A 17,681-nucleotide genomic window follows, 5' to 3' on the forward strand; every position below is an offset into this window, starting at 1 on the left:
ACTGATGAAAATTACAAATTTTGCTGTAAAAAACTATCAGTTCACACTGATCATGTTTCTTCTCGTTGCCGTAGTTGGTATGCTGACACTATTCACAATGCCAAGATCGGAAGATCCGGCAACGCATCCGCCGCAATATCTGATCACGGTCATCTATCCCGGGACAAGTCCAAAGGATATGGAAGAACAGGTGGTTAAACCGATTGAAAATAAGATCTATGGATTGGAGAATATCGATAAGATTCTCACCACTGTGGAAGATGGTGTTGCCGCTTTTGAGGTTAAATTTAAATATGGCGTTGATGTGGACAACAAGTACCAGGAAATTTCCACAGAGATCAATGCACTAAAAAACAGTGAGCTTCCGAAAGACATCTATCAGATCAAAACAGAAAAGATATCTTCTGCCGATGTCAAAATTCTGCAGGTAGCCTTGGTGTCTGAAAATGCTTCTGAGAAAAAAATGCACGACGAAGCCGACAAACTTAAAACAAAACTGGAGAAGATCACCAATCTTAAAAACGTTATCTATTCAGGGATTCCGGAACAGGAGATCAGGGTAGATCTGAAACTGGATAAATTGGCTCAACTGAGAATCCCTCTGAATGTCGTGATGGGAAGTTTACAGAGCGAGGCTGCCGACATTCCGGGTGGAAGTATTGATATGGACACTAAAGTTTTCAATGTTAAAACGAGCGGTAAGTTCAAGAATGAGGAAGATGTAGCCAACACTGTTATCTACAATGCTAACGGAAAGATCGTCTATATGAAAGATGTTGCCGAAGTGGGTTACAGATCGCAAACGGTAGATCATATCACGAGGATCAACGGACACCGATGTGTTCTTGTCAGTGCAGGGATGAAGGATAATGTCAATATTACAGATGTTCAGAAAGAATTTGAACCTATTCTTGAGCAGACTGCAAAAGAGCTTCCCGAAAATATCAAATTGGTTAAAAACTTCGATCAGGCGAATATGGTTTCGCAGCGTCTCGGGCATTTAGGTTTTGACTTTGGGTTGGCGATCATATTGGTCATTATCACGTTATTGCCTTTGGGGACACGGGCCTCAGTGATCGTGATGATCTCCATTCCTTTGTCACTGGCACTGGGATTAATTGCAATGAACGCACTGGGATTTTCATTAAACCAGTTAAGTATCGTTGGTCTGGTGGTCGCTTTGGGACTGTTGGTCGATGACAGTATCGTGGTCGTTGAAAATATTGAACGCTGGCTGCGTGAAGGACATTCCAAAAAAGATGCGGTCCTGAAAGGCACCAGACAAATTGGTTTAGCAGTCGTCGGTTGTACCGCTACACTGATCATTGCTTTTCTCCCTTTGGCATTCCTTCCTGATGTTGCAGGAGAATTTATGAGAAGTCTTCCGATGGCAGTGATTACGAGTGTTTTAGCTTCGATGTTGGTCGCGTTGACGTTAGTTCCTTTTCTAGGGAGCAAGTTTCTGAAGACCCACGACCACGAAGGCGGAAATATCTTTCTTCAATACCTTCAGAAATTCCTGACCAACAGCTACAAAGGTATTATGCCTAGAGCTTTGAAATATCCAAAGATAACAATCGGAATTTCATTGGCATTGAGTGTTTTGGCATTTGTGTTATTCAGTTTCACAGGATTTAAACTATTTCCGACTTCTGAAAAACCGATGTTTCTTATCAATATTAAAATGCCTCTTCAATCCAACATTTCCGAAAGTGACCGTGTTGCGAAGATCGTTGAGTCTGAATTAAAAAATCACAAGGAGATCACCTATTATACTTCGAATGTGGGAAAAGGAAACCCGCAGATCTATTACAATGTGCATCCACAGGACAGAAAACCCGATTTTGCCCAGGTCTTTGTTCAGTTGGATGACGAGGCTAAACCAGCTGTAAAGACCGAACTGATTGAAACCTTGAGAGAAAAATTCAAGACAATACCTTACGCGAAAATTGAGGTAAAAGATTTCGAACAGGGAACGCCGATTGAAGCAAATATTGTGGTTCGCCTTTTTGGTGACGATCCTGCGGTGCTGCGATCACTCTCTTCACAGGTTGAAAATATTCTGAGAAAACAGAAAGGTACAGTTTACGTCAGCAATGAGTTGAATACCTATAAAACAGATGTCAAGGTAAAGATTAATAAAGAAAAAGCAAGAACATTAGGCGTGATGACGAGTGAGGTTGATAAAGTGATCCGCCTTGCCATTGCCGGACTTCCTGTTGGAGACTATATCGATGACCGGGGTGATTCAAGAACCGTGACCCTAACTTTGCCAAGGGAAAAATTCTCCACTCTTGATGCTTTGAAAAATCTTTATGTCAACAATGTTCAGGGAGCACCGATCGCACTGAATCAGATCGCAACGGTTACCTTTGAAACTTCGCCAACAGCGATCAACCATTTCAATAAGTCAAGATTTGCCAAAGTTTCAGCAATGACGGCCAAAGGCTACTATGCCAATGACTTGCTGGTGGATATTGTTCCTCAGCTTGACAAACTGAAAATGCCGCAAGGCTATTCTTACAAACTGGCTGGTGAAAAAGAATCTGAAGGCGATGCACTGGGTGGTAACTTTATCTCGGTCATTATTTTAAGCACATTTCTTTTCATTGCGGTCTTGTTGTTACAGTTCAAAACATTCAAAGGGATCATAATCGTTTTGTCCATCATTCCGTTGGGAATTTTAGGTGGGGTTATTTTCCTGCTGATTGACGGAAGCCCAATGTCGATGGTTGCGATCATTGGATTCATCGGACTGTCGGGAATTCAGGTTAAAAATTCTCTTTTACTGGTAGATTTCACAAATCAGCTCAGACTGGAAGGGAAGTCGATCGACGAAGCAATTGCCATTGCCGGAGAAACACGTTTTCTTCCTGTGGTTTTAACTTCCATCACAGCAATCTGCGGATTGATTCCTTTGGCCTTAAATTCAAATCCATTGATCGCACCTTTGGCAATTGTGTTGATCGGAGGTTTGATAAGCTCAACGATTCTCTCAAGAATTGTGACCCCGGTAATGTACAAACTGATACCGCCAAGTCTTGATAGTGAAAAATAAGAAAAACATTAAAAATTAACAAAATGAAAGAATACATTTTAATTACCGGAGCATCATCCGGAATAGGCTACCAAATGGCTATTCAATTGGCCGAGAAAGGCAAAAATCTGATTTTGGTAGCGAGAAGTGAGGATAAGCTGAGAAAGTTGCAGGAAGAACTGATCAGTATATACAAAATCTCTGTGTTTTGCATGGTCAAAGACCTGTCTGTGGTGGATAATGCAATAGAGCTCTACGGTGAGGTTCTGGAGAAAAATCTGCTGGTTACAGGTCTGGTCAACAATGCCGGTGTTGGAACTTATGGAAAATTTGTAGAGACTTCTCTGGAAGAGGAACTGAAGATGATCGACTTGAACATTTCCAGTCTAGTTGTTCTCAACAAACTTTTTGCCACAGATATGGTGGCAAGAAAATCTGGTAGGATCATGAATGTATCTTCGGTAATGGCATTTCTGCCGTTTCCGTATTATTCGGTTTACTCTGCAACGAAAAGTTTCGTTTTAGCCTTTACGGAAACGCTCGCTTCAGAACTTGAGGGAACCGGCGTTGTGGTCACTGCGCTCTGTCCCGGGCCGATCGATACCGGATTTTATACCGAGGAAATGCTCAAAGCCAAAATGGTGAAAACCAACAAGCCGGTAGATCCGGAAGTCGTTGCTGAAGAAGGTGTTAAACTTTTGCTAAACGGAAAAGGTAAAAAAATCGTTGGTTCGATGAATTGGTTTTTATCCAATCTCCCACGTCTCTTGCCGGATTTTCTGATGATGAAGATTAAAAAGAATTTGGCGAAGGGTACTTAAAAATGTAGCATAAAGAGTATATAAATTTTGTCTCAAAAATAGTTGCAAGTTCAGTAAATTCGTAATATATTTTCAAACAATGAATGCAAATATAATTTTTTCCGAATTCAGTTCTTCTAAGGAATTAACTGATAAGCTTTATCAAAACGGTATCTTGAAAAAATACCATGAAGGTGATATCATTCTGGATGAAAATGCCTCCATACGTTCCATTCCGATTGTAATGAAAGGATTGTTAAGAGTAATAAGGACAGAAGAAGACGGCAGAGAAATTTTACTTTACTACATCAAAGCAGGCGAAAGCTGCATTATGTCATTTCTTGGTGGAATGCACAATGAGAAAAGTATCGTAAAGGCCGAAGTAGAGGAAGATTCAGAGATCTTGTTTTTACCGATGGATAAAGTTACCTTATTCATCAAAGAATATCCGGAATGGCTGGATTATATTTTCAGGCTTTATCACAAACGTTTTGAAGAATTACTCGATATTATCAATGCGATCGCTTTCAAAAAAGTAGATGAAAGATTGCTCAATCTGCTCCATAAAAAATCAGAAATCTCCCAATCTAAAACCATCGTGATCACTCACGAACAGCTTGCCAATGAACTCGGAACAGTTAGAGTAGTAGTATCCAGACTTCTAAAACAATTGGAAGATTCCAGTAAACTAAAACTGGGTAGAAACAAAATTATCCTTTCAGATTCTATCTAAATTTCCCTATGTAACAAAAGTAGCTGTACAGCTTCACAGATATTTCCATTTTTGCTTCTTAAAAGTTAAAAAATGGAAATTTTCGGATATGTAGCATCGATTTTTATAGGTATTTCTTTAGGTTTAATAGGCGGTGGCGGAAGTATTCTTACCGTTCCTGTTTTGGTTTATCTCTTCGGAATTGACGCTTTTCTGGCAACAGAATATTCACTTTTCATTGTCGGAATCAGCAGTTTGGTTGGCTCGTTTTCTTATTTCAAAAAAGGATTGGTGGATTTTAAAACGGCTTTTATTTTTGGCGTTCCTTCGATCATTTCCATTTTCCTTACCCGAAATTATATTCTTCCTTTAATTCCCGATAAAGTCTTTAGAATAGGGAATTTTATGGTGACCAAAGACATTTTTCTTCTGTTACTATTTGCTGGATTAATGATTGTCTCTTCCTATAAAATGATATGGAAAAGGGTGGAAACAATCCCTTCACAAAATAACAATACACCTTTGGCAGTAGTTGAAGGTTCTGTGGTCGGAATTTTGACAGGTCTGGTAGGAGCGGGAGGCGGATTTATGATTATTCCTGCCTTGGTTAATCTTCTGAAAACGCCAATGAAAATCGCCATCGGAACTTCTTTGGTCATCATTTCTTTAAATTCTCTGATCGGATTTTTTTCATCAATGAATCACATCAAAATCGAATGGAATTTATTAGCAACCATCACCGCAATTGCCATCGTTGGAATTATCATTGGCTCGCAACTATCAAAGAAAATTGATGGCAAGAAACTGAGACCTGCATTCGGATGGTTTATTTTGGTGATGGGAATTTACATTGTTATTAAAGAACTTTTCTTTTAAAAATCTTATGTAACAAAAGTAGCTGTACAACAGAATTCAAACCTGGAAATTTGTATCAAATTAAAATGAAATTAAAATTATCAAAATGAAAATAGAACAGATTTATACAGGATGTCTCGCTCAAGGAGCTTATTACATTGTTTCAAACGGTGAAGCGGCAATCATTGATCCTTTAAGAGAAACTCAACCTTACATTGACAGACTGGAAAAATACAATATAAAATTGAAATATATTTTTGAAACCCATTTTCACGCAGATTTTGTGAGTGGCCACATTGATTTAAGTAAAAAAACAAATGCACCAATCGTGTACGGACCTACTGCAAATCCTGAGTTTAATGCGATTATTGCTGAAGACGGACATATCTTTGAAATCGGAAAAATCAAAATAAGAGTTCTGCACACACCGGGACATACAATGGAAAGCTCTTCTTTTTTATTAATCGATGAAAACGGTAAGGAAAAAGCACTTTTCAGTGGAGATACTTTGTTTCTTGGCGATGTTGGTCGTCCGGATCTGGCTCAGAAAGCCGCGAATATGACTCAGGAAGAACTGGCTGGACTTCTTTACGAAAGTTTATACCAAAAAATTCTGCCTTTGAGCGATGAAATTATCGTTTATCCTGCGCACGGAGCTGGTTCTGCCTGCGGGAAAAATATGCAAAAAGAGACGGTTGATACATTGGGGAATCAAAAGAAGACCAATTATGCACTCAATCAAAAAGATAAAGAAAGCTTCATAAAAGCTGTTACAGAAGGGCTTCTTCCACCCCATGCCTATTTCGGGATGAATGTAGCGATGAATAAAAAAGGCTACGACAGTTTTGATGAGGTTTTGTCAAAAGGGCTTCACGCTCTTTCTCCTGAAGAATTTGAAGAAATGGCAGAACATTCAGGAGCTTTGATTTTGGATGTCAGAAATAATGATGATTTTGCAAAAGGTTTTGTCCCTCAATCGATTAATATCGGTTTAGAAGGAGATTTTGCACCCTGGGTTGGTGCTTTGATTGTAGATGTAAAACAACCGATTTTATTAATTACCGATGAAAATAATGAAGAGGAAACGGTGACAAGACTCAGCAGAGTAGGATTTGACAACGTTTTAGGTTTTCTGAAAGGTAGTTTTGAAGCCTGGAAAAACAGCGGAAAAGAAATTGACAGAGTTCATCGAATTTTTGCTACAGATTTTGAAAAGGAAATTGAGAATAAAGAGGTGAAAATTATTGATGTACGAAAAGAAACTGAGTACGAAGCAGAACACGTTGATAAAGCTTACAGTAAGCCTTTAGCTTACATCAATGAATGGATTAATCATCTTGAACCGACTGAGCATTTTTATCTTCACTGCGCAGGTGGTTATCGAAGTATGATGGCGGCGAGCATTCTTCTGGCAAGAGGTTATAGAAATTTTACCGAAATTGAAGGTGGATTTAATGCAATCGCACAAACTGGTGTTCCCAAAAGTGATTTCGTTTGTCAAAGTAAAGTTTTGAAGTAATTTTGAATTAAATAAGTAAATTAATGTTAGATATCATAAAAGAACCTTGGCCGTGGTATATTGCTGGCCCGTTGATTGGTTTTACCGTTCCGGCTTTGCTGATTTTAGGCAATAAATCTTTCGGGATCAGTTCGTCATTGCGACATATTTGCGCAGCCTGTATTCCGGCTAATTTAAGTTTTTTCAAATACGACTGGAAAAAAGAATCATGGAATCTATTCTTTGTATTAGGAATTTTCTTCGGAGGAATGATCGCCGCTCATTTACTGATGATTCCTGAAGAAATTAAAGTCAATCCAAACCTTAAAGCAGAATTGGCAACCTATGGGATCACGGATTATAGAAATCTTGTTCCGACCCAATTGATGAATTTTGAAAGTTTATTGACGCTAAAAGGATTCATTATGATGGTTGTCGGCGGATTTTTGGTTGGTTTCGGAACAAGGTATGCCGGAGGTTGTACAAGCGGACACGCCATAATGGGACTTTCCAATCTTCAATGGCCATCTTTAGTAGCAACAATCTGCTTCATGATCGGCGGTTTTTTAATGGCAAATGTGATTTTGCCAATCATTCTTTCACTCTAAACTTATTTAATAATGAAAAAAGAAACAGATAGACGTCACCAAGATACCATTTGTACCAACGAAAGCCATCTTCAGCACAAATGGTATCACAATTTGAAATACCTTTTGGTAGGAATTTTATTCGGAATCGTGTTTGTGAAAGCTGAGATCATCAGTTGGTTCAGAATTCAAGAAATGTTCCGTTTGCAGTCATTTCATATGTACGGCGTAATTGGAAGCGCAGTTTTAACAGGAATGATTTCTGTCTGGCTGATTAAAAAATTCAAAATAAAAACCATTTATGGGGAAAACATTTCAATTGCTCCTAAAACTTTTAATAAAGGGCAAATTTACGGAGGTTTAATCTTTGGATTTGGCTGGGCAATTACGGGTGCTTGTCCGGGACCTCTATTCGCACAAATTGGAACAGGAGCTTTTGCAGTGATTATTACTTTAGTGAGTGCTATTTTAGGAACCTGGGTTTATGGATATTTCAGAGACAAGCTGCCACATTGATTTTTAGAATGCCATTTAAAAAATTTTGTAATATCATTAAGTGGAAAATTTTATAAATGAAATATTATAATGGTTTCTTTAGCGTACAGCACTGATATTGCCTTTAAAACGAATATTAATTTTGATTGAAGATTCAACTTAACAGTTGATTGATGTTCTCTTTATAGGTTTGTCCAATTGGTATTTTGTGCACATCAATTAAAATCCTATTATCCTCAATTTGTTTAATCTTATTTTTGGCAATAATAAATCATTTGCCGTTGCTCCAAAGCAGATTAACAGTATAGAAGGAAACATTAAATTTATTTCGAATTACTAAATTCCAATTAGCAAAATTTATTAGATGAATATTGTGAAATTATTAAAGTAGTTTATCTGTTACATTCTTCATCTCGCCACTTTAGGTTAAACAAAAATAACTTTATATAGAAAACTTATTTCTGGGCAATTCAATTTCGAAAAATCTACGCATAAAAATGTTATTTTTTTGAGTCGATATAGATTAACAGTGGTTTATGCAAAGAAAAAAGCGGAAATAAAGTGAATTATCAATTCTTTCCTTTCTTGTACCCATAACCGAAGAAATATCGAAGTATCCGGTTGAAGATTTAACAAGAATTTCTCAAATTTTAGTTAATATATAGTCTTGTCTTTAGAACTTGACAGGACTATACTCAAACCATTTATTAGTAGATATAGATAATATTTTGAAGGTATTGAATGAAATTTTATAGAGATTATTTTGTCTGAATAAATACAATTTATAATACATTAATTTATGCAATATATTATTGTAACTAACTTTTTTTAGGTGGCCACTTTAAAGTAAATTTTATTTTATAGTGAATTTAACTCATCTTGACCTATTTTTTTTATCTGTTTGGGTTTAATTCGATGCGAGCTTCCTGTTATTAAAGATTCACTATTTAGGGATATACATGTCATTAGCCGCGAAGTCAAATAAAAAAGCAACATCACCAGTTTGGTCTTGTGATGTTGCGGATAAAAAATTTAATGATCTGAAAAAGTTTATCTAAATTCTAGTTACTAGGCTTAGTATCAGGTCTAGGTCGTCTTTTACAACGATCATTCCGCCCATCTTTTTTGGTGGTGTGATGTTGAAATCACTGAATTTGAGACTCTTGCGACCAATCAGTTTGTTATTCTGTATAATGAAATCTACGTGATATTTCTTAGTTTGATTCATAATCTTTACTTCTATTACTGCAAGGAGATTTTTCTGATCCTTGGTAAGGCTGAGAAATCGGATGGTCATCTCAGGGTATTTTTCCACATTCAGCATTTTTCGGAAATCCCTGATCATCATCTTATTGCCGCAGTCGAAATCACTCACTTTTAAAATGATATTAGGTAGATTTTTCTCTGAGAGAGAATAAGAATCACGGTCATTTTTAAATGTGGTATTGAAAAATTGAAAACTGCTGACATTTGTACTGCCATTAATTTTTACAAAATTTTCCTGAGCATTGATCATTGTTGTGGAAAATAAGAAAAGTAGTACCATATAGAGAGGTTTCATAGCTTTAGTTTTAAGAAACAGAGAAACTACTAGTTTCCTCTGCTTCTGTTAAATGAAGACTTAAAAAGATATTACAGCTTCCAGCATAAATCCGTTGAACTTACCATCTCTGCGGATGTTGGTTGTTGGATATCCGTCGTATTTCTGGTTGACATATTCTAATTTTGCAAGGATGTTTTTGGTCATAAACCAGCCTCCGCCAATATTATATCGGTCTACACTAATGTCGTCTCCGCTGATTAGTTTTCCGTTCACTTTGTTGTACCGTCCGCCGAAGTAAAGGTTTTCAGTATTTCCGAATCTGTAAATAAGTTCTGCAGCGTATTGATTGTATGTTCTTCTGTCAGTTTCTACAAGATTACGTCCGGAAGCAGATTCAAAGATTCCGAAGAATTCCAAGCCTTTGTATTTAAGAAATGGGTTAATCATGACTGAAGTCATCGTATTTGAAAAGTCAGGATCTACCATGCCGGATCTCATTTGAGCAGAAGAAGTGGCTGCTGTATTTTCCATCACAAAATAGTATCTGGAACCGGCTCTGTCTCCATTGTAAAAGTCAAGTCTTGGCGCTCTTGCAATATTGTAGACAGATCCTGTTAGTCTCACTCTTAGGTCTTGTGTAATCTGCTTATCATAGCCTAGTTTTCCATAAATGCCGGGACTTGTTCCTCCAGTAGCGGTTTGATTAAGTTTTCCGTTAGTCACACCCCCCATTATGATAATGCCGTTTCTTCGATAGTATAGTTCTGCAAAAGGAAATGTGGCATAAGCATCCATCAGGTAATTTCCGACAAACGGATTCAAAACAGCGTAAGCATTATCTGTTCTTCTCAGTTGCGCATCACCATAGTTTATTTGATCCTGACCTACTTTAATAGTTGTATATTTCATCAGTTCTTCTGCAAAACCTTTTTGGATGAAGTCCAATTTATCAATCTGTAAGTATCCACCTTTTACATAAGTTTCGTTATGGTGTCTTGAAGACAGGAATGTTCTCAAGTGAAGATTAACACCATCATATAAAGCGACGTCCAGGTCTAAGTTGGCGGTTGGGAGGTTGATGTTATTTCCTATGTTGTATAATTGATTGGTATTGACACCGTTAACAATAACGGGTGTCGCATTATTCTCATGTTTGATTCCCTGGAATTGCAATGCAAAAGCACCTCCCACTTTTACTCTTAAGTGATCAAAAGTGGAAACAGAATCTTTTGGATTTTCAAAAACTGTTAATCCTCGCTGGTCTCTTGGTTTCAAATTGTCCAATTTTCCTTCTTGAGCGATCGCAGTTGTTACTGTTAATAAAGCGAAGATGAAGCTGATTTTAAATATATTTCTTTTCATGATGTAAATATTATTCAGTTAATTGATTTGAGTTAGTCTGCGACTATATTTACTTTTACAGTGACAATATCACCTGTTTTGATCCCCATAAACCCTGGGCGTTCCATTCCGAATTCTGACAATTTGATCGTTTCTGAACCGTCGATGACGTAGGTGTTTCCTTTTTTTACAATGGATATGGGAAATGAAACGGTTTTGGTAGCTCCTGCGATTGTCAGTTTCCCTGTAGCATTGCTCTTGCCGAGATTGATGGAAGTAGCAGTGAAGAGTATATTGGGAGCCTTCTCGGCCTTCAATGCATCATAGGCCTTCTTTTCCATTGTCTTTCCCTTTTCTGCCTTTAAGTTTCGGACAGGGACGCTGAAGGTCACATTTGTGAGTGCGTTTCCTGAAACAATTCCGGAAAAGGACGAACCCGAGCCGGTCATTTCCCAGTCATGCATCGGAGATGTTCCGAAAATAGTGATCGTTGTACTTTTTGAGGCTAATCTTTGAGCGTTTGCCACTTGGGGTAATAACATACTTCCTAATATTAAACCGAGTGTCATTAGATGTTTCGTAGTTTTCATTTGATACTATTTTATTTATAATTATGTTCTTTAGATTTTATGTGACAATGAAGTTGATGTCATTTGTGTAGTCATATAATAAGATCAAGTAAATTTTGTTTGTCTTCACGATCCAGATTAATAATGATTGCAATCTGTTGATTGCTTTAAATTCATAGGACAAAGGTATTTTAGAAGTAATGTCCAGATGATGATGAAACTTTCATTTTGAAATGATCCTCATCACTTCACTCCATCAGCTTCTCAAGCATCATATTTACTATAATCTTAAATTTCTGTAAGTCTGAAATTCTTGATATTGATATGTTACTTCATTGTTTGAAAAGTGGTAATTGATTAAGTATGAATGTTTTGTGTTGATTAGATTCATCAGATATTATTCTGGGACTAGATTTATTTGGGATACTAAGTTCTTTGCTGAAGATCACAAAGTTTAATGATGGAAGTCATTTTCCCTATCTGGTTCTGTTTCTAGCTTTGTTGAACCTTTTAAAAATAACCACATGGAAACAGTAAGCATGGCATCAACTATCAAAACAGTGGATCCGTTCATTAATAAACTTGTGAAGTAATGTTATGAGACGACAGAGGAACAGCTTGAGTCAAAAAATCCCACTTGCGAATCAAACTTTTATAAGCTGCAAGAAATTAGTAAAACCTAAGCGGTCGTACTAATGATAACAAATTGCGGTCATCACGTACAACAAATCCGATCAGTAAAATATTTCCGGACTAGGCTGTTTACAGAGGGTTGCTGCTAGACATCGTTCTTACTTATTTTTTCCATTGAACCTTTAAATCAGCAATTGGCTTTACTATACAATAAAGCCAATTGCTCCAGAAATCTATAAATTATGATACCAAAAAAAATGAAAGCAGCGGTGATCCACGCTTTTGGAGAGCCGTTACAAATCGAAGAATTGCCGGTGAGAGAACCTGGAGAAAATGAAGTATTAGTAAAAGTGATTGCCTGTGGCGTATGCCATACGGATCTTCATGCCTGTGAGGGAGATTGGCCAGCCAAACCAAATATGCCTTTGGTTCCCGGGCACGAGGCGATAGGATATGTCGTTGCGTTAGGTCAAAGTGTGAAAAACGTGCAAGAAGGTGATATTGTCGGTGTACCATGGTTATACAGTGCCTGCGGATGTTGTGACTATTGTTACACGGGCTGGGAAACCCTTTGTGAAAGTCAGAAAAACGGAGGCTATAGTGTAGACGGAGGTTTTGCTGAATATGTGGTCGCTGATGCTAGATATGTAGCTCGCTTTCCTTCAGGAATCAATTTTACGGAAATGGCTCCCATTATTTGCGCAGGGGTTACGGTTTACAAAGGTCTGAAGGAAACCGGTGCTAAACCTGGGGAATGGGTAGGCATTTCTGGGATCGGGGGATTGGGACATCTTGCCATTCAGTATGCCAAGGCGATGGGTCTGCATGTGGCAGCTATTGATATTACCGAGGATAAACTAAAACTGGCAAAAGAATTAGGGGCAGATGTGACTGTAAATGCTAAAGAAATTGATCCGGGATTGTCCCTTAAGAAAGAGACCGGCGGGATGCACGGCATGCTAGTGACGGCACCATCAACAACGGCATTCAATCAGGCGCTCGGCGCCCTTCGACGTAAAGGAGTACTTTCCTTAAACGGCCTTCCCTCTGGTACCTTTGACCTGTCGATTTTCGATACGGTAATTAATGGAACCACTATTAAAGGTTCGATTGTCGGAACTCGGAAAGATATGGAAGAAGCCATCGCTTTTGCCGTTGAAGGAAAGGTGAAAGCTACCGTAAAAACAGCCAGACTCGAAGATATTAATACTGTTTTTGATGAAATGAAAAAAGGAGATATTAGCGGCAGAATGGTTTTAGAAATCGCAAAACCATAATATTCGTTGCTACAATTTATTTAAATCCTATTAATGATACCAATATGGTTTTGCTTCTAAAGTAGGCTTTGAATTAAATAGTAAATAATTAATTTATTTTTTCAGCATACTTATGATAAGAGCCTTGCATAGAGGATTTATTTAATCTGCTGTTAGGCAGTTGTAGAAGCAATCGTTATTGATCCCAAAAGAGATTTCGATACCTATCTTCAGATTGCGAAGGAAAAATAATCTGACAATCATCCATATCATTGAAACGCATATTTATGCAGATTTTCTCTCAGGTTCACATGAACTTGTAGAAGTAACGTATTCGAAGCTGTATTTTCCAATAGTGACTGTTAAGAATGACCATGTAATTTTCAGTTTGTTGGTTTCAGCACTTAAGATGTGATATACATCGCCTTGAATCGAAATAAATACAGTTTGATTTAATAATAATATCTGGCCATCCCTATTGACTTACCTACTTAATTTAAGTTGACCAGTATCAAATAACAGCGTGATGAGCATCACTTTATTCAATCAGAACTTTGTGGAACTTTGAAATAGTAAACAGCAACAAGCCTAATTCAACATTAAAATTAAAAAATATGAAAACAAATTCAGAATTACAGAAGGACGTTCAGGATGCCATTAAATGGGAACCACTGCTTAACTCAGCAGAAATTGGAGTCATTGCTAAAGATGGTATAGTATCTTTAACAGGTATTGTCGACAGCTATGCGAAAAAAATGGAGGCGGAAGAGGCTGCTAAAAGAGTAAGCGGTGTAAAAGCTTTGGTGGAAAACATCGAGGTGAAATTTCCCAATTCTTTTACAAAAATAGATCCGGAAGTTGCAAAAGAAGTATTGGATGCTTTGAAAGCTGCATGGGACGTACCTGACGATAAGGTTTCGGTAAAGGTAGAAGATGGATGGGTTACTTTAGAAGGAGTATTGCCATGGAACCATCAGAAAGAAGCGGCTAAAAGAGTCGTCAAATATCTTAAAGGAGTGAAAGGGGTTTTTAATAATATTAAAATTAAATCCGAGCTTCATGATGTCATAGAACAGAAAGCGGTAAAAGATGCTCTTAAAAGAAGTTCGATTGATGACAAAGATATTGTTGTTGAAGTTTCAGGAACAACTGTCACTCTAAAAGGACTGGTAAATTCATTTTATGCAAGAGAAGAGGCAGGTCGTATAGCATGGAAAACACCCGGTATTTGGCATGTTAACAATGAGCTGGAAGTTGATTATGAATATGCTTTTTAGTCCATTTTTCTCAAAAAAAAAACTTGAAAGCACTGTTCGTGCTTTTAAGTTTTTTTGAGAAGAATGGGATGAAAATACTCGATAAAATACACTTACTTAATCTTACCTGAATCAAGAGTAATGAAAACGAGTTATATCAGCAGTAAGGAAATACGAGAAGGCGAGGAGGTTTGTGGTCATGATATCAGAGCGGGTATTTTTAATTTAATCCAAGAAGGTTTTCCGGGATTTAATCAGGAGCATTTTATATCTCTGAATGAACTGAACCAGTATCGACGTTTATATTTAACCTCTTTTATATCACAGGGAAAGGGAGAATTGGAAATTATAGATCTTGATGTCATGGATGCTATAAAAAATAATTCTATCCTTTCAGAAAATATACAGGATGAGATAGAGTCTGACGTTAGTATTGGTGAAAAGCTTGCCGACCAAGTGGCCTCTTTTGGAGGAAGCTGGACTTTCATTCTCGTTTTCTTCTCTTTTATTGTCGTATGGATATGCGTTAATATCTGGTTTTTATCAATCAGTCCGTTTGATCCTTATCCATTTATTTTATTGAACTTGATTTTGTCCTGCCTTGCCGCGATTCAGGCGCCCATTATTATGATGAGCCAAAATAGACAGGAACAGAAAGACCGAATCAGAGCTGAACACGATTACAAAATCAATCTAAAAGCTGAGCTGGAAATAAAACTGCTGAGCGAGAAAATAGATCATCTGTTGGTTAATCAAAATAAAAAACTACTGGAAATTCAGGAATTACAGACGGATTATCTGGAAGACCTCATGAATGTTCTTAAAAAGAAATAAACACAATCCTATTTAATTCTAAAAAAATAGAATAAATAAAAACTAACCTAAACATTAAAAAAAAGTGGAAAAAATTCTTGTTACCACAGATTTTTCGGATCATTCAAAATCCGGATTGCGGTTTGCGATTCAGTTAGCAGCCCAAAATGACTATCATCTTACTTTTCTCAACATCCATCATCTGCAAACTCCCTCTGCCTGGGATACTGTACGACTGGATGAATATCAGGATGAACAGAAACAGCTTATACATGCGAAGCTCATTCATTTTATAGAGAAAATATATGCTACGCTACACAAAGAACCTCAACATATTCAATATGCGGTAGAAATATCTGCTTTACCCGATGAAAGTATCAAATATTATGCTGAAGAAAATGAATATGATTATATCTGTATGAGTACCAGAGGTACAGGTGCATTAAAAAAGATTTTAGGAAGTGTGACATCGAACTTGATTAGTCTATCAAAAGTGCCTTTAATTATAGTTCCTCATGATTATAAAGTAAATCAAGTAAAAAGTGTTTTATATGCATCAGATCTTGATGATTATGAAAAAGAGATAATTAAAGTCTTGTCATTTGCCAAACCAATCGGAGCATCTATAGAATTATTGAATTTTACGACAGAACCTTTTGATGAAGAGAACAGGGAGATTTTGAAGAACAGAATAGAAAAGATCACACAATATCCTGTGAGCGTACACGTCGAAGAAAGGGATGGAGATGATGACTTGCTTAAAGATATAGAATCTGTTGTTAAAAAAATACAACCATCAGTATTGGTCATGTTTACAGAGCAGAACAAAAATTGGTTTGAAAAGATATTTTACGCAGGGCATTCTGCTGAATATTCATTTCATACAAAGGTTCCCTTGTTGATATTCAGGAAACAGGTTGAGGAGATTTGATTTTTTTTTTAGCATAAATACCATGTGAAATTCCTCTCATAAGATATCACTTGGTGTTTATAAGTTTTAAGATTTGATACGGATATTTTTCGTTCGCTTTGCATATTTGCAAATAATTGTGCTTAGTTTTTTTAAAAAAATTGACTTGTCACTAATGACAAGTCAATTAAATTTTTATTTAAACCTTATATTCAGCGAAATAATATCAGACTGCATCCCTACAGATTTTGTATAATGGCCGTATCTGATTTCAAGCATATTGAGCCTTTCGATACCAAACAAACCATTCTTCGGATTGAATCGGATTCCGGCTCCGTAAAAATGACTGTCAAATTTTGAAAGGTCATAATTACTGGTGTAAAAATCATCAAAAGCTGTATGCTGCTGATAAGGTGCAAAATATTTCGCAGAAGTCTGTGAGTAATATCTGTAAAAAGGACTTACCGAAACAAAAGGTGAAATTTTCACAGGGGTTTCCAGACTGAATGTATTTGATTTTAAACCCCAATCATCTGTGTAATATCTGTAATAAGCTCTCACAATGAACTTATCGCCTAAGAAATAATTCGCTCTTACTCCTAAAGGTATTTTAAAACGTTTATCCGGTAATGCTTCTTGATGAACAGAATTGTCCGTAAAATAAACCCTGTGAAAAGGTAAACTCAAATATCCGGTCTGCTGTATTCCGTCTGCTAAAAATTCCACCTGAAAATTCTGATTGATGATCTGAGAATAAGAGAGCGATAATGCAAAAGTATTTCTTGCGCTCGTTCCATTATTATCTGCAGTTCGCAATTCTATGGGAGCTATCATCTTTACCTGATCCAGATAAGCCTGAAGTTTTGCAGTAAATTCACCCATTTTATTCGGCGTTTTCTTTGCAAAGCCAATGTCGGCACCGTAAGACTGGTAATCATATTCAGAAGAAAATGAAACTCCAGCCACTAAAGTCGTTCCTTTATTTTCATTTTCTCTACTCCAGTTTAATGTTGGATAAATTCTGTTATCTGAACGGGATGCTGAAGAATTGGCTTTCAAATCGACCATATCGGAAGATGCGGAAGTATAATGATCGATTCCGACACTGAAATCAAATTTGTTCTTTCTCAATTTTTTATCGTATTTAACCATTGTTACGTCGATGGTATTGGAGACGTCGGTTAGTTTCTCATTTCCGATTCCTCCTGTTACCGCTGAATTATTTCCGTCTTGTTTATAATAGCTCGATACAAGATTAATCTCATCCAGACTTAGTTTTTTTGAAGGCTCAGTATTGGTATTTTCCTGCGCTTTTGCATTGAAAATTCCGAAAAGAGCAATGATACTTATGATAATTTTTCTCATTTTAAATCACA

The 17,681-nt window shown here is 36.9% G+C and carries 15 protein-coding genes; 11 read left to right on the forward strand and 4 right to left on the reverse strand.

Annotated features, from left to right (window positions below; all coding sequences use genetic code 11):
• Positions 1-4: 4 nt before the first annotated feature.
• The 7 genes from AR685_RS00085 to AR685_RS00115 all read left to right on the forward strand — a co-directional run bounded on the left by AR685_RS00085 (position 5) and on the right by AR685_RS00115 (position 8,005).
• On the forward strand, positions 5-3,058 hold the full coding sequence (locus tag AR685_RS00085) for an efflux RND transporter permease subunit (RefSeq protein WP_047443840.1): 3,054 nt from the start codon (positions 5-7) through the stop codon (positions 3,056-3,058).
• A 23-nt stretch (positions 3,059-3,081) separates the two neighbouring features.
• A complete protein-coding gene (locus AR685_RS00090) occupies positions 3,082-3,858 on the forward strand; it encodes an SDR family NAD(P)-dependent oxidoreductase (protein WP_047443841.1) in 777 nt (258 codons plus the stop codon).
• A 79-nt stretch (positions 3,859-3,937) separates the two neighbouring features.
• Positions 3,938-4,570, forward strand: coding sequence for a Crp/Fnr family transcriptional regulator (locus AR685_RS00095; protein ID WP_047443842.1), 633 nt, complete (start codon positions 3,938-3,940; stop codon positions 4,568-4,570).
• Between the two features lie 72 nt (positions 4,571-4,642).
• The gene (locus AR685_RS00100; RefSeq protein ID WP_047443843.1) at positions 4,643-5,425 is read left to right on the forward strand and encodes a sulfite exporter TauE/SafE family protein; all 783 of its coding nucleotides are present in this window, start codon (positions 4,643-4,645) and stop codon (positions 5,423-5,425) included.
• Between the two features lie 85 nt (positions 5,426-5,510).
• Positions 5,511-6,923 carry an MBL fold metallo-hydrolase gene (locus tag AR685_RS00105; RefSeq protein ID WP_047443844.1) on the forward strand — a complete coding sequence of 471 codons (1,413 nt, stop codon included), beginning with the start codon at positions 5,511-5,513 and terminating at the stop codon, positions 6,921-6,923.
• Between the two features lie 23 nt (positions 6,924-6,946).
• Positions 6,947-7,510, forward strand: coding sequence for a YeeE/YedE family protein (locus AR685_RS00110; protein ID WP_047443845.1), 564 nt, complete (start codon positions 6,947-6,949; stop codon positions 7,508-7,510).
• 12 nt (positions 7,511-7,522) lie between these two features.
• A complete protein-coding gene (locus AR685_RS00115; protein WP_047443846.1) occupies positions 7,523-8,005 on the forward strand; it encodes a DUF6691 family protein in 483 nt (160 codons plus the stop codon).
• A gap of 1,033 nt (positions 8,006-9,038) precedes the next feature.
• Here the strand turns inward: AR685_RS00115 and AR685_RS00120 are convergent.
• The 3 genes from AR685_RS00120 to AR685_RS00130 are packed head-to-tail and all read right to left on the reverse strand — an operon-like array spanning position 9,039 to position 11,458.
• The gene (locus tag AR685_RS00120; RefSeq protein ID WP_082002108.1) at positions 9,039-9,545 is read right to left on the reverse strand and encodes a YceI family protein; all 507 of its coding nucleotides are present in this window, start codon (positions 9,543-9,545) and stop codon (positions 9,039-9,041) included.
• Positions 9,546-9,605: 60 nt separating this feature from the next.
• Positions 9,606-10,889: a hypothetical protein gene (locus AR685_RS00125; protein ID WP_047443847.1), complete on the reverse strand. Its 1,284-nt coding sequence runs from the start codon at positions 10,887-10,889 to the stop codon at positions 9,606-9,608.
• 32 nt (positions 10,890-10,921) lie between these two features.
• Entirely contained in the window at positions 10,922-11,458 is a 537-nt protein-coding gene (locus tag AR685_RS00130; RefSeq protein ID WP_082671870.1) for a YceI family protein, read from the reverse strand.
• 869 nt (positions 11,459-12,327) lie between these two features.
• Here AR685_RS00130 and adhP point away from each other — a divergent pair.
• The 4 genes from adhP (at position 12,328) to AR685_RS00150 (ending at position 16,326) form a co-directional block, all read left to right on the forward strand.
• Positions 12,328-13,347: an alcohol dehydrogenase AdhP gene (gene adhP, locus AR685_RS00135; protein ID WP_228376363.1), complete on the forward strand. Its 1,020-nt coding sequence runs from the start codon at positions 12,328-12,330 to the stop codon at positions 13,345-13,347.
• A 593-nt stretch (positions 13,348-13,940) separates the two neighbouring features.
• Positions 13,941-14,603: a BON domain-containing protein gene (locus AR685_RS00140; protein WP_047444337.1), complete on the forward strand. Its 663-nt coding sequence runs from the start codon at positions 13,941-13,943 to the stop codon at positions 14,601-14,603.
• Positions 14,604-14,723: 120 nt separating this feature from the next.
• Complete coding sequence (locus tag AR685_RS00145) at positions 14,724-15,416, forward strand: DUF1003 domain-containing protein (RefSeq protein WP_059123378.1); 693 nt, start codon at positions 14,724-14,726, stop codon at positions 15,414-15,416.
• A 64-nt stretch (positions 15,417-15,480) separates the two neighbouring features.
• Positions 15,481-16,326: a universal stress protein gene (locus AR685_RS00150; RefSeq protein ID WP_082671871.1), complete on the forward strand. Its 846-nt coding sequence runs from the start codon at positions 15,481-15,483 to the stop codon at positions 16,324-16,326.
• A gap of 174 nt (positions 16,327-16,500) precedes the next feature.
• Here AR685_RS00150 and AR685_RS00155 read toward each other — a convergent pair whose 3' ends face one another.
• Positions 16,501-17,670 carry a DUF3570 domain-containing protein gene (locus AR685_RS00155; protein ID WP_059123380.1) on the reverse strand — a complete coding sequence of 390 codons (1,170 nt, stop codon included), beginning with the start codon at positions 17,668-17,670 and terminating at the stop codon, positions 16,501-16,503.
• Positions 17,671-17,681 lie beyond the last annotated feature (11 nt).

Source organism: Chryseobacterium sp. JAH (assembly GCF_001507335.1).
GTDB lineage: Bacteria > Bacteroidota > Bacteroidia > Flavobacteriales > Weeksellaceae > Chryseobacterium.